Here is a 12,322-nt window from a genome sequence, read left to right on the forward strand (position 1 = left end):
AGAAGAGCCCGATACTCCGGGGTGAGCGCGAGATAAGCCGTAAAGCCATTGCGCAGGGAATGTCGGATGTTCTCCGCTGCCCTGTATGCTCGTGTGCGCTACTACTCGTACACTTTGCACACGAGACCGCGGGTGCAGCGCGCATCCGGCATTCCCTGCTCCCTCATTGGAGGGAGAACGATATGCAAACCTCGGGCAGATCGTGCCGCGAGAAGGCGGACGCACATCTGGTGTTTAAGACCGAATTCGAGAGCGGCCACGCTGTTCGTACATCTACCATTGTCGTCCCCGCGAAGGCGGGGACCCAGTATTCCAGAGAAGGTCATTCAATCGAGAATCCGCGGCGTACTGGATCGCCCGGTCAAGCCGGGCGACGACAGTCTTGATGTGGCGGGCGCGCTGCCAGCCCCGTTCATCCCGCACGCGGGCCATTTGCAATACCGTTGTCGTCCCCGCGAAGGCGGGGACCCAGTATTCCAGAGAAGGTCATGTTCAACCGAGAATCCGCGGCGTACTGATCGCCCGGTCAAGCCGGGCGACGACAGTCTTGTTGTTGCAGACGCCTTGCGGAGCCCTTCGTCCTCGACGCTAACCGATCCTGACGACCATTTTTCCCAGCGCCGCACGGTTCTGCATGGTTTTGAACGCCTCGCGAAAATCCTCGAATGCGAATACCTTGCCGACGACAGGCTCGAGTTTCTTTTCGGTGAGCCAGGTAAACAACTGTGCCATCACGCGCCGGTACGCCTCCGGCTCGCGGCGGGGGATCTGGGCGAGGTCGACGCCGAGCAGCGAGCCGCCTTTCAGCAGCGGCAGATTGAACGGCAGCGCAGGGATACTGCCGGCGGCGAATCCGACCACCAGATGCCGTCCGTTCCAGGCGATCGAACGGAATGCCTGCAGCGAGACCTCACCGCCGACGGGATCGAAGATCACGTCGGCGCCGTGGCCGTCCGTGAGAGTCTTGAGCCTGTCGCGCCAATCGGCCTGGGTGTAATCCACCGTGGCGTCGGCGCCGAAGCGAATGGCAAAATTCCGTTTTTCCTCGGTCGAGGCCGCGGCGATCACGCGGGCGCCGAGCAGCTTGCCGAGTTGAACCGCGGCGATCCCGACGCCGCCGGCGGCGCCCAGCACCAAGAGATATTCGCCGGAGCGCAAGGCGGCGCGCTCGCTCAGCGCATACAGCGAGGTGAGGTAGTTGGCGCGGAACGAGGCCGCGACCTCGGGCGCGATGCCATCCGGCATCGGCACGAGTGCCGCCGCCGGCACGGCGATGTACTCCGCCAGGCCTCCCGATCTCGCCATGCCCATGACCGGCGTACCCGGCGCAAATCCCGTGACGTCGGCCGCCGCCGCATCGACGATTCCCGCGAATTCCGTGCCTGGCGTAAAGGGAAGCGGGTCCCTGGTTTGATACAGCCCCTGCACCTTCAGGCCATCGACGAATCCGACACTCGCAGCCTGTATCCTGACGCGGACGTGACCGGCCGGCAGGTCCGGCATGGCAACATCCTTCAGGTGGATGTTGTCGATGGAATCGTACCCCTCGACCACGACGGCTTTCATGTTGTTACCCACCGGATTGCGCTGGCTTGGCCCAGTTCTGGTACATCGCCAGCAGCGAGACGATATCCTGGCCGCGATATCCTTCGGCCAGCGCCAACGCATAGAGTTCGCGCGTTGCCGAAGCCGAGGGCGTCGGCATGCGGGTGGTGCGTCCCAGTTCGACCGCGAGCGCCAAATCCTTCTCGCCCAGCTCCATCTTGAATCCCGGCGAGAAATCGCCCTTGATCGCGTTCGGAAAACGCTTGGTGAAGTGATGCGAGCGGCCGCCGCTCACCGACAGGACGTCGTAAAGCTTGTCCGGCTCGACGCCGGCGGCGACGCCGAGGGCGAAGGCTTCGGCCGCCACCAGCACGTTGCCCATCGACATCATGTTGTTGACGATCTTGACGACCTTGGCCGTTCCGACGCCGCCGGTGTATTTCCAGTCGGTGCCGAGCAGCTTGAGCACCGGTTCGGCGCGGGTGACGTCGGCCATCTCGCCGCCGGCGATCAGGATCAGCTTGCCGGATCGCGCCTCGTTGGGACTGCCGCTGACAGGGCAATCCACCACACACAACCCGCGTGCGGCAGCAGAATCGGCGACTTCTCGCATCGTCTGCGGGTCGATGGTGCTGAGCTCGATGCACAGCGTGCCCCTGGCGGCGTGGGCGACGATTCCGTCGGCGCCGAGCCAGGCTGCCGTCACGGCCTTCGGATCGGGCAGGCTGGTCAGCACCAAAGTCCGCCCCTTGAGCGCTTCGGCGATGCTGGACGCCATCTGAAAGCCATCCCGGGCCAGGCGGGCGCGCTGATCGGCGCTGACATCATAACCGACGACGTCGAGACCGGACTCCTTGAGGCGCCCCGCCATCCCCGACCCCATCTGCCCCATCCCGATGACCGCGACCTTCTCCGACATGCATCTCTCCCCGGATTCTTGTGATTGGCTGCCCGTGTTGAGCCATCACCGGCGCAGGCCAGTCAATCCCCTGTTGGCGCAGGCGGCCATGGTCGAAACGACGCCCGGGGATGGTTGCGGAAAAGGAAAGTCACCGAGTGTGAAATTGTTCGCCGCCGCCTGCTGGCGCGCCGCCGGCGTGCCGGCCGGGATCGGCGGCGGCCTGGCGCGCGCCAGACCTCGTTCTGGCCGGATCCGCGCCGGCCCAAACCGAAGCAACGAGCTCGCCGATCGACCGCTCCAACATAGCTCCGTCGTACGGCAATCACCGGCCCCGGCCATCACTCCCTCAGTCGAGGAATCCGAAGCGGCGAGGCAGCCAGAGCACCAACTCCGGAAAGATCAGGCACAACACCACCGCCAGCAGTTGCAACACCACGAACGGAATAATTCCGCGATAGATGTGCCCCATGTTCACCGACTTCGGCACAGTTCCCTTCATATAGAACAGGGCGAAGCCGAACGGTGGCGTCAGGAACGCGGTCTGCAGGTTGACCGCTATCAGAACGGTGAACCACAGCATGAAGTCCTTGTTGGTCGCCAGATGCGGCTCGAAGCTGAGCTTCGACAGGATCGGCGCGAAGATCGGCAGCACGATCAGGCAGATTTCGAGCCAGTCGAAGAAGAACCCCATGATGAACACCAGCACCATCACGAAGATCATGATTTCCCAGCCGGAGTTGATACCGAGCGCCGTGAGGATTTCTACCACCAGGTCGTCGCCGCCCAGGGCTCGGAACACGAAGGAGAACAAGGTCGCGCCGAAGATAATGAAGAACACCAGCGCGTTGGTCAGCGCCGAGCTCTCGATGACCTCCCTGAGCATCTTCATGTTGAGTCGCTTGTTCCAGGCCGCCAGCACCAGCGCGCCGGCCGAACCGGTGCCGCCGGCCTCGGTCGGCGTCGCGAAGCCGCCGAAGATGGAGCCGAGCACGACGAAGATCAGCGCGGCCGGCGGCAGGAAGCTGCGCAGCACCATCCGCCACATCTCGCCGCTCGACTTCGGGCCGATGTCGGCATGGAGCGGCGGCGCCAGATGCGGTTTGGCGAAGGCGAGGGCCCCCTGGTAGACGAGGTACACCATGGAGAGCGCAAGGCCCGGGACGATCGCGGCGGTGAACAGCGTGCCGACCGAGATCGTCAGCAGGTCGCCCATGATGACCAGCATGATGCTGGGCGGGATCAGGATCCCCAACGTCCCGGCCGACGCGATAGTGCCGACCGATAGCTCCTTGGAGTAACCGGCGGCCAGCATGGTCGGCAGCGCAATCAGCGTCAGCATGATCACCGAAGCGCCGACGATCCCGGTGGTCGCCGCCATGATGGTGCCCATGATGGTCACCGACATCGCCAGCCCTCCGGGAATGCGGCGCGTCAGCACCTGCAGCGCCTTCAGGAGTTCGTCGGCGACGCCGGATTTCTCCAGGATCGTTCCCATGAAGACGAACATCGGCACCGCGATCAGAACCGGGTTCTGTACCGCCTGGCCGAAGATGCGTGGCATCAGGCTGCCGAACTGGGCGGGACGGAACACGTCGAAAACGATGCCGAGGGCGCCGAACGCCAGCGCGACGCCGCCGAGCACGAAGGCGACCGGATAGCCCACGAACATGATGACCGTGAGCACGAGAAACATCAGCACCGCGAGGTGATCGGCAATCCATTCCATGATCGTCCCCTTAGCGGCTCGACGGAGTCATGGCCGGCGCGCCGGCGGCGATGGCCAGATGCGGCGGTCCGAAAAGGCCGACGATCTTGCGCAGCAATACAGACAGGATGGCGGCGTCGAGCAGGACCATGCCCAGGAACAGGCAGCCCTTGATGATCCAGCGGTTGCCGAGCCCGTTCGGCGCGTCGGAGCTCTCGTTCTGCAGATAGGACACCACGACGAACGACCACGAATAGTAGGTCGCCAGCGCCGCATAGGGGATGGCGAAGACGCCGATGCCGAAGATTTCGAGCCATGCCTGACGGCGCCAGGACAGGTGGCTGATGAACACGTCGATGCGCACATGCACGTTTCGCACATAGGCGTAACCGAGCCAGAACAGGAACAGCATGCCGTGCAGATGCCATTCCAGCTCCTGGAGCGGCGTCGAGCCGAATCCCGGAAGTTGGAAGCCCATCTTGCGGGTGATCACGTCCCAGCAAATCACGGCAACCAGCGCTAGGAACAGCCAGCCGAAGACACTGGCGATCCGCTGCAGAACCCGGTCGATGAATTCAGCGACCGCAAGCATGACTTCCATTGAAATACCTCTGTGCCCCGAGTGTGCCCGGGAGCGCGACGCCACCCGCCGCAACCGTGGTTGCCGCTGCGGTCGAACGCCCCAGGCCTGATAGAGTACTCACAGGCGCGCGGTCGCGGTCGGCGACCGCGCTCCGTGAGATGCCGCTATTTCAGGTAACCGCGCTCGCGCCAGATCGAGTATTCTTCACGGAACTTGCTGAGCGAGTCCCAGGCCTTCTTGAACTCGGGGCTCTTGGTGGCCTGTTCGGCGGCGACCGCCTTCCATTCCTTCTCGAAAGCGGCCAGGAATTCCGGGGACCATGTCATCAGCTTGACACCCTTGGCCTCGATTTCCTTCAGCGCCTTCGGTTGCACCGACTCGCCGACGCTGATGCCCTTCAACACGGCCTGGTCGCAGGCCGCCTCGACCTGCGCCTTCTGGGTCGCCGACAGCGAATCCCACTTCGCCTTGTTGATGATGAGGTCGCCGAACGTCGCCTGCTGGTGCCAGCCCGGGAAGTAGTAGAACTTCGCTACCTGGTGGAAGCCGAGGCTCAGATCCATCACCGGCATCGAGAATTCGGTGGCGTCGATGGTGCCGAGCTGCAACGCCTGGAATATCTCGCCGGCCTGCAATAGCTGCGTCGACACGCCGAGATTCTGCATCACGTTGGCGCCAAGCCCGAAGAAGCGCATCTTGAGCCCCTTCAGGTCGGCCAGCGTGGCGATCTCCTTGCGGAACCAGCCCGAAGCCTCGGGCGGGATCAAGTGGCAAACCACGGCGTGGATATTGTACTTGGCGTAGAGCTCCTGCAGCATTTTCTCGCCGCCGCCCTCCTTCATCCAGGCGAGATATTCCCCCATGCCCGGGCCGAACGGCACCGTCGCGTAAACCGCGAAGGCGATGTCCTTGCCGGTCCAGAAGCCCGGCGTCGCCCAGGCCGCGTCGAGCGCGCCTGACGAAACCGCGTCGAACGCCTGCCCCGGCGGCACCAGCGCGCCGGGCTCGAAGAACTTCATGTCGATCGAGCCGCCGGAGACTTTGTTGATCTGGTCGACTGTAAACTTGGCGTTCGGTCCGAGCAGCGCCAGCGTCGACGCGAAGTTCGACTGCATCTGGATACGCACTTTTTTATCCTGGGCAGACGCGCTCTGCATACCCAGCGCCATCACCGAAGCGATTGCTAACCCAGCAAATTTCGAGATCGTTCGCATCATTCCCTCCCCGGTTGAAACCACGGCGGAGGCTGGTCGCGTGCGACTCCCCCACCTCACGGACCCGGCGGACGTTGATCGTCCTGCCGAGTCGTTCCGATCTGGGATGCCGACACTTTTGTGTAGCGTGCTGTTTTCTTCGTTGGGTTTTTACGTCGTCTTCTTCGTTGCGTTTTCTTGCGCCGTGAGCCTGACGTCCCCTAGCCGAACCGGCATTCCCTCTTAAGAACGCCGGTTTGTCAAGCAAGAGGTGCGCTCATGTCCGAAGGATGCTTGCCGCGCGAGCGTTCGCCGCGCCGCAGCGCGGCGAAAGCGACGGTCGATTAAATTTAAATTCGGGAGTTCAATCCGGGTCACCGGCGATCTTCGAAAGCCGTCGGACAAGGGAGATATTCCGTTGGACCCTGCGATGACCGGCGCCTCGTTGGTCGGTCTGGTTGCAATTCTCCCGCGCAACCCGTGAAGGTGAGATGGGTTTGCAGCCGCGCTTTCGTGTGCAATGGATGGAATGCAGAGAGGTGTGTTAGTCTTCAATCGGATGTGATCCGAAACACCATTCATTGACTTGCTCGCGCCAAATTTACCAGTCAGGCCAATCCCTTATAGAGTTGGTTCAAGGCAATATAAGATGATGAGATGAATCACCCGGACCACCGCTTCTCCGTCGCCCCGATGATGGACTGGACCGACCGCCACTGCCGCGTGTTTCACCGGCTGATGACGCGGCGTGCCCGGCTTTACACGGAGATGCTGACCACGGGCGCCATCATCCATGGCGATCGCAACCGGCTGCTTGGATTCGATGCCAGCGAGCATCCGGTGGCGCTGCAACTCGGCGGTTCGGACCCGCGCGATCTCGCCACCGCTGCTAAAATCGGTGAGGATTTCGGCTATGACGAGATCAACCTCAATGTCGGTTGTCCGTCGGACCGGGTGAAGGATGGCCGCTTCGGCGCCTGCCTGATGGCGGAGCCGGCGCTGGTCGCGGCCGGTGTCGAGGCCATGAAGCGCGCGGTCGGCATTCCCGTCACCGTCAAATGCCGGCTCGGCATCGACGATCAGGATCCGGAAATCGCACTCGATGCGCTGGCGCGCGGCGTCGCCGCCGCCGGGGCCGATGCGCTGATCGTGCATGCCCGCAAGGCCTGGCTCAACGGATTGTCGCCGAAGGAAAACCGCGACATCCCGCCGCTCGATTACGACAGGGTGTATCGGCTGAAAGCGGCGATGCCGGATCTGCCCGTCATCATCAATGGTGGCATCGGCGATCTCGCCGCCGCCGAGGCGCATTTGGCGCATGTCGACGGCGTGATGCTGGGGCGCGCGGCCTATCACGACCCGTGGCGGTTGCTGGCGGCCGATCCCGAATTGTTCGGTGAGCCCGCGCCATACAATACGATGAAGGACGTATTCGAGGCGATGGTGCCCTATATCGAAGATCAGCTCGCGCGGGGCACGCGGCTGCATTCAATGACGCGGCATTGCGTCGGTGCGTTTCACGGCGTGCCCGGCGCGCGGGCGTTCCGCCGCCACCTCGCCGAGAACGGCGTCAGGCCGGGCGCCGGCGTCGATGTACTGCGCGATGCGGTTGCGCTAGTTGACGGCCGTACGGTCGCGTCGATTGCGGCCTGAGACATCGGGATAGCCGTGCAGCTTCAGCCTGTCGGCCTGAACGCCCCAGCTTTCCAACCGGTCCAGGAAGCTCATGCCGAGCAGGTTGGTCTTCATCTGCCCGCGCGGCACCACCAGCGCCGGCACCGAGCGCTCGACCAGCTTGCCGACGGCGAGGCGGTCCAGCGTCAGCCGCGCCGCCTTGGTGCGGCCGCTGGCGGTTTCGACGTCGACATTGTATTCGAGCATTTCGAGCGGCAGTCCGATCGCCTTCGCGGTCTCCCAGGTCAGCACCACCGAGGTTGCGCCGGTGTCGATCACCATCGGCGCGCTGACGCCGTTGATCTTGGCGCTCAGGACGAATTCGCCACCCTGACGGCGCGGAATCTGGACGGCGTGCGCCGCGGATACGGTCCGGCCGCGCAGCATGTCCGACAAGCTGTCGGTGGCGCGGGCCACCTGCTCCGGATCGCGATAGGCGATCACGGCCGTGGCGGTCACCGCCAGCGCGATGAGAACGAGGATAAAGCGGCTCACAGCGCGCCGCCCGCGGAAGCGGCGATGCAGCCTGAGGCGAAAGTGGTGCCGGGCGTCAGTCCGGTGTGGGGCCGACCGCCGTCGTGCGGAGCTGAACGAGGCCGGCGTCGGCCATTCGTTCTGAAAGCTGTGCCATCACGGCCAGCCGCTCCGCGGAGTCCATCCGGTGCCAGCGCGCGATTTCCGGCAGGGTCCGTCCGCAGCCCAGACACAGGTTGGTACCGGGATCGATCATGCAGACTGCGATGCACGGCGTTTCTATGCTCATTCAGCAACATTGATGCGGTTTTCGCGGTTTGCGCAAGCATTCCGGTCACAGCCCGGTGCCGGCGCTCATGATGGGCTTGTTGCGGATCCGCCGCTTGTCCTCGGCGGTCACGGTGGTTTCGGGTTGCAGCGGCGGCGCCTCCTCGGCCATCGGCGCCAGCGCCGACATCACGCGCTCCGGCGGGAAAGTGACGATGACTTCGGTGCCGATGCGAAGCTTGGATTTCAGCGTGAAGGTGCCGCCGTGCATGTCGATCAGGCTCTTGGCGATCGGCAGGCCGAGGCCGGCGCCCTGTTCGGCCGACTTGATCGAATTGGAGCCCTGGCCGAACGACGCCAGCACGATCGGGATTTCATCCTCGGCGATGCCGGAGCCGGTGTCCTTGACGCTGAGATATTGCCCGCCGGATGCGGTCCATCCGACCTTCAGCCAGATATCGCCGCCCTGCGGCGTGAACTTGATCGAATTCGACAGCAGATTGAGAACGATCTGGCGGGTGGCGCGCTCGTCGCCCCAGATCCGCGGCATGCCCTGCTCGAACACCTCGTGAATGGTGATGCCGCGGCTGGAGGCGCGCAGCTTCAACAGGTGATGGCAGTCGGCCACTACATGCACCAGCGACACCGCCTCTTCGTTGAGTTCGTAACGTCCGGCCTCGATCCGCGACAGATCGAGAATTTCGTTGATCAGGTTCAACAGGTGGACGCCGGAATTGTGGATGTCGGCGGAATACTCCTTGTAGACTGGGACGGCGTGCGCGCCGAAAATCTCGCTCTTCATCACTTCGGAGAATCCGAGGATCGCGTTCAGCGGCGTTCGCAGCTCGTGGCTCATTTGCGCGAGGAACCGCGACTTCGCGACGTTGGCGGATTCGGCGCGATGCCGCGCCTCGTCGGAAATGGCCTTGGCCTGTTCGAGCTCGCCGATCAGCGCATCCTTTTCGGCGCGTGCCTCCAGCGTCGCCAGAGTCGTCGAATGCAGGCGATGGGCGAGCAGCGCGAAATATCCCTGGGCAGCGAGGGCCAGCAACGCCAGCACGTAATTGTCGAAGGTGCCGCCCACCACGAAATTCACGGCGATCGCCGCCGTCACGGGCGCGGTCGCCACCAGCGCCGCGATCGGCAGGCTGGCCGCGAGCATGCTGGATACCGCGATAACCAGCAGCATCAGGAACATCATCAGCGTGTTCGAGATTACGCCGGGTGTCGTGGGATGCAGCAGGATCGCGGTCCAGCACAGGCCGTACAGCAGATCGAGCAGGACGAACCGAGTCCGCCACTTGCGGGTCGCGGTCAGCGAGGTTTGTTCGCCGAGGAACCTGTGGCAATTGCGCAGGATGACGGCCTGAATGCAGAACATGCCGCAGGTCCACGCCGCGGCCGAGATCGGATCCAGCCAGAAACCGAACAACAGCCCGGTCACGACCACCAGCAGCATCACGACATAGGACGCCGAGATCCGGGTCTGGGCATACTGCCGAAGCAGTTCGCGATCGAAAGCAGGGCGGGTTCCGCTGGTCGACGTTAACCTGTCACGGGCCTCGCGCACCCGCTGCGCGGCAACGCGACGGCTGCTGACCGGCGCGACGGCAGGGGCTTCGGCCGGAAGCTGCACGACTTCGGGCTTTTCTGCGGGTTTACTCATCAAACAACACAAATCCTGCCCGCTGACGCGCGGGTTTTTGCATTGTCTATCTGTGCCGCTAAATCCTTAAGAGCTGACTTAAAGCGGTAAAGAATCAAGTTAACCGGAAGTTAAATTAACCTGTTGGCGAGCCCGCGCGAGCCCGCCCAGGCAACGACTCGCCCTACCAATGGCCGGGGCTTTAACCGGCCATGTCGACGTCTGTTGAAACGGACCGTTTCGCGAACAGCATATTGAAACAATATCGGCCCTCAGCGCTGCAACCTTGCCAGCAGGCTCGACGTGTCCCAGCGCTTGCCGCCCATCTTCTCGACCTCCGCATAGAACTCGTTGACCAGCGCGGTGACGGGAAGGCTGGCGCCGTTGCGTCGCGATTCCGCCAGACAGATCATGAGGTCCTTGCGCATCCACTCCACCGCAAAACCGAAATCGAACTTGCCGTCGTTCATGGTCTTGTAGCGGTTCTCCATCTGCCAGGATTGCGCGGCGCCTTTCGAGATGGTCTCGATCACGGCCGCGACATCGAGCCCGGCCTTCTTGGCAAAGTGAATGCCTTCCGAAAGGCCTTCGACCAGCCCGGCGATGCAGATCTGGTTGACCATTTTGGTCAATTGCCCCGAGCCTGCGGGCCCGAGCAGCTTGCACATCCGCGCATAGGCCGCGATCACGGGCTCGGCGCCGGCATAGGCGTCGGCGGCACCACCGCACATCACCGTCAGCACGCCGTTTTCCGCACCGGCCTGGCCGCCGGAGACCGGGGCATCGATGAACTTGAAACCCGCCTTGGTGGCAGCGGCGTCGAGCTCGCGCGCGACTTCGGCGGAGGCCGTGGTGTGGTCGACGAAGGTCGCCCCTTTCTTCATGCCGGCAAAGGCACCATCTGCTCCCGCCGCGACGGCGCGCAGGTCATTGTCGTTGCCGACGCAGCACATCACGAAATCCTGGCCCTCGGCGGCGGCCTTGGGGGTCGCCGCCGTCTTGCCGCCGAATTTCTCGGCCCATGCCTTGGCCTTGGCCGGTGTCCGGTTGAAGACCGTCACGTCATGGCCGCCCTTGGCCACCAGATGTCCTGCCATGGGGAAACCCATGACGCCGAGACCGAGAAAAGCGACTTTAGCCATGTGAGCAACCTTGGGGTTTTGCCGGCATTGGATGAGCCGGACGGTGTTCTGGGGGGCGAGGGGAGGCCGGTTCGTCCAGGAACAGACCCCCTGGGGACGAGAAAGGCGCACAATAAACCCTGCAGCATGGAGGGCAACCGCCTCCATTTGGCGCGCGGGACGGGATTTGTGCTAGGAATGGCGTTCCGAACAAGGGCCATCCGACCAGGGCCACAAAAAAGGGGAGTGTATCGCATGGGCATGAGCGTGGGCGTGCTTGATCATTTCAACATCCGGACCCGGAAACTCGACGACACCGTCCGGTTCTACGAGGATATTCTCGGCCTCGAAAAAGGCGCCCGGCCGGACTTCGCCTTCCCCGGAGCCTGGATGTACAGCGAGGGCAAGGCGGTGGTGCATCTGGTCGATATTTCCCGGACCGAGGAGCCGCAAAAGCCCGATTCCGGCGTGGTTCATCATGTCGCCTTTATCAGCCGGGGCTTTGCCGACATGCAGCAGCGGCTGGAATCCAGGAAGTTCAAGTACGAAGCCCGCCAGGTTCCGGGCGGCGAGCTCTGGCAGATCTTCGTCGATGACCCCAACGGTGTCATGATCGAACTGAATTATGAAGCCGCCAAGGAAGAGGGCGTCGCAGCCGCTCCCGCCGAGACCCGGGAAGATGTCGGAGCGAGGTAGCCTTTTGCGCCGGACCGCTCTAAGGGTCGCATCCTGATCCAACCCGGAGATGCGCCGTGAGTGTCACGCAGCAACAGGTTCTCGATGTACTGGGCAAGGTGAAGTCGCCCGACGGCGTCGCCTTGACCCAGGCCAATGTGCTGTCGGCGGTCACCGTGAACGACGGCAAGGTGTTCTTCTCGATCAATGTCGATGCCGCGCAGGCCCGTGCCTGGGAAAGCGTCCGGGCGGCGACCGAGGCCGCGGTGCGCGCCATTCCCGGCGTCACCGCCGCCATGATCGCGCTGACCGCCGAGCGCAAACCCGGTTCCGCGGCCGCAGCGCCGCCGGCCCCGCATCGCCATTCGCATGGCGTCCAGCCGGTCTCGGCGCATCGCCCGCCGCAAAGCCCGGCCTCGCCGATGTCGAAGCAGTCGGAAATCCCGGGTATTGCCGCGGTGATCGCGGTGGCCTCCGGCAAGGGCGGAGTCGGCAAATCGACCACGGCGCTCAACCTGGCCCTGGGCCTGCGCGATCTC

General features: G+C 63.7%; 12 protein-coding genes and 1 pseudogene. 3 read left to right on the top strand and 10 right to left on the bottom strand.

Translation table 11 applies throughout. From position 1 onward, the window contains the following. Nucleotides 1-588: 588 nt before the first annotated feature. The 6 genes and pseudogenes from Q8R73_RS15075 to Q8R73_RS15100 form a co-directional block, all read right to left on the bottom strand. Nucleotides 589-1,566: an NADPH:quinone oxidoreductase family protein gene (locus Q8R73_RS15075; protein WP_305720345.1), complete on the bottom strand. Its 978-nt coding sequence runs from the start codon at nucleotides 1,564-1,566 to the stop codon at nucleotides 589-591. Between the two features lie 4 nt (nucleotides 1,567-1,570). Continuing rightward, nucleotides 1,571-2,014 (bottom strand): NAD(P)-dependent oxidoreductase, encoded by a 444-nt coding sequence (locus Q8R73_RS15080; RefSeq protein WP_305720356.1) that lies wholly within the window; start codon nucleotides 2,012-2,014, stop codon nucleotides 1,571-1,573. Further along, nucleotides 1,994-2,482: pseudogene (locus Q8R73_RS15085) on the bottom strand (NAD(P)-dependent oxidoreductase); the annotation flags it as partial. The gene Q8R73_RS15080 and the pseudogene Q8R73_RS15085, both read right to left, overlap by 21 nt. A gap of 310 nt (nucleotides 2,483-2,792) precedes the next feature. Next, the gene (locus Q8R73_RS15090; RefSeq protein ID WP_305720346.1) at nucleotides 2,793-4,172 is read right to left on the bottom strand and encodes a TRAP transporter large permease subunit; all 1,380 of its coding nucleotides are present in this window, start codon (nucleotides 4,170-4,172) and stop codon (nucleotides 2,793-2,795) included. A gap of 10 nt (nucleotides 4,173-4,182) precedes the next feature. Continuing rightward, on the bottom strand, nucleotides 4,183-4,752 hold the full coding sequence (locus tag Q8R73_RS15095) for a TRAP transporter small permease subunit (protein ID WP_305720347.1): 570 nt from the start codon (nucleotides 4,750-4,752) through the stop codon (nucleotides 4,183-4,185). Nucleotides 4,753-4,898: 146 nt separating this feature from the next. Then, nucleotides 4,899-5,861, bottom strand: coding sequence for a TRAP transporter substrate-binding protein (locus Q8R73_RS15100; protein ID WP_305720348.1), 963 nt, complete (start codon nucleotides 5,859-5,861; stop codon nucleotides 4,899-4,901). A gap of 759 nt (nucleotides 5,862-6,620) precedes the next feature. On the opposite strand from Q8R73_RS15100, the gene dusA reads away from it, so the two are divergent. Continuing rightward, nucleotides 6,621-7,580, top strand: coding sequence for a tRNA dihydrouridine(20/20a) synthase DusA (gene dusA, locus Q8R73_RS15105; RefSeq protein WP_371126102.1), 960 nt, complete (start codon nucleotides 6,621-6,623; stop codon nucleotides 7,578-7,580). Here the strand turns inward: dusA and Q8R73_RS15110 are convergent. From Q8R73_RS15110 to Q8R73_RS15125, 4 genes are all read right to left on the bottom strand, one after another. Further along, nucleotides 7,542-8,096, bottom strand: coding sequence for a TIGR02281 family clan AA aspartic protease (locus Q8R73_RS15110; RefSeq protein WP_305720350.1), 555 nt, complete (start codon nucleotides 8,094-8,096; stop codon nucleotides 7,542-7,544). The two genes, dusA and Q8R73_RS15110, sit on opposite strands and share 39 nt — an antisense overlap. 55 nt (nucleotides 8,097-8,151) lie before the next feature. Further along, entirely contained in the window at nucleotides 8,152-8,364 is a 213-nt protein-coding gene (locus Q8R73_RS15115) for a DUF1289 domain-containing protein (protein WP_305720351.1), read from the bottom strand. 45 nt (nucleotides 8,365-8,409) lie between these two features. After that, complete coding sequence (locus Q8R73_RS15120; protein ID WP_305720352.1) at nucleotides 8,410-10,008, bottom strand: HAMP domain-containing sensor histidine kinase; 1,599 nt, start codon at nucleotides 10,006-10,008, stop codon at nucleotides 8,410-8,412. 251 nt (nucleotides 10,009-10,259) lie between these two features. Then, nucleotides 10,260-11,129: an NAD(P)-dependent oxidoreductase gene (locus tag Q8R73_RS15125; RefSeq protein WP_305720353.1), complete on the bottom strand. Its 870-nt coding sequence runs from the start codon at nucleotides 11,127-11,129 to the stop codon at nucleotides 10,260-10,262. Nucleotides 11,130-11,363: 234 nt separating this feature from the next. Here Q8R73_RS15125 and Q8R73_RS15130 point away from each other — a divergent pair, with 234 nt between their 5' ends. Beyond that, complete coding sequence (locus tag Q8R73_RS15130; RefSeq protein ID WP_305720354.1) at nucleotides 11,364-11,804, top strand: VOC family protein; 441 nt, start codon at nucleotides 11,364-11,366, stop codon at nucleotides 11,802-11,804. A gap of 56 nt (nucleotides 11,805-11,860) precedes the next feature. Then, nucleotides 11,861-12,322, top strand: a 462-nt coding sequence (locus Q8R73_RS15135; RefSeq protein ID WP_305720355.1) for an iron-sulfur cluster assembly protein, incomplete at its 3' end; no start/stop codon positions are given.

It is taken from the genome of Bradyrhizobium sp. (assembly GCF_030697065.1).
Classification (GTDB): domain Bacteria; phylum Pseudomonadota; class Alphaproteobacteria; order Rhizobiales; family Xanthobacteraceae; genus Bradyrhizobium.

Coding starts and splice junctions, on each gene's coding strand:
- Q8R73_RS15075 (WP_305720345.1), bottom strand. CDS start 1,566: ATGAAAGCCGTCGTGGTCGAGGGGTACGATTCCATCGACAACATCCAC.
- Q8R73_RS15090 (WP_305720346.1), bottom strand. CDS start 4,172: ATGGAATGGATTGCCGATCACCTCGCGGTGCTGATGTTTCTCGTGCTC.
- Q8R73_RS15095 (WP_305720347.1), bottom strand. CDS start 4,752: ATGGAAGTCATGCTTGCGGTCGCTGAATTCATCGACCGGGTTCTGCAG.
- dusA (WP_371126102.1), top strand. CDS start 6,621: ATGATGGACTGGACCGACCGCCACTGCCGCGTGTTTCACCGGCTGATG.
- Q8R73_RS15115 (WP_305720351.1), bottom strand. CDS start 8,364: ATGAGCATAGAAACGCCGTGCATCGCAGTCTGCATGATCGATCCCGGT.
- Q8R73_RS15120 (WP_305720352.1), bottom strand. CDS start 10,008: ATGAGTAAACCCGCAGAAAAGCCCGAAGTCGTGCAGCTTCCGGCCGAA.
- Q8R73_RS15125 (WP_305720353.1), bottom strand. CDS start 11,129: ATGGCTAAAGTCGCTTTTCTCGGTCTCGGCGTCATGGGTTTCCCCATG.
- Q8R73_RS15130 (WP_305720354.1), top strand. CDS start 11,364: ATGGGCATGAGCGTGGGCGTGCTTGATCATTTCAACATCCGGACCCGG.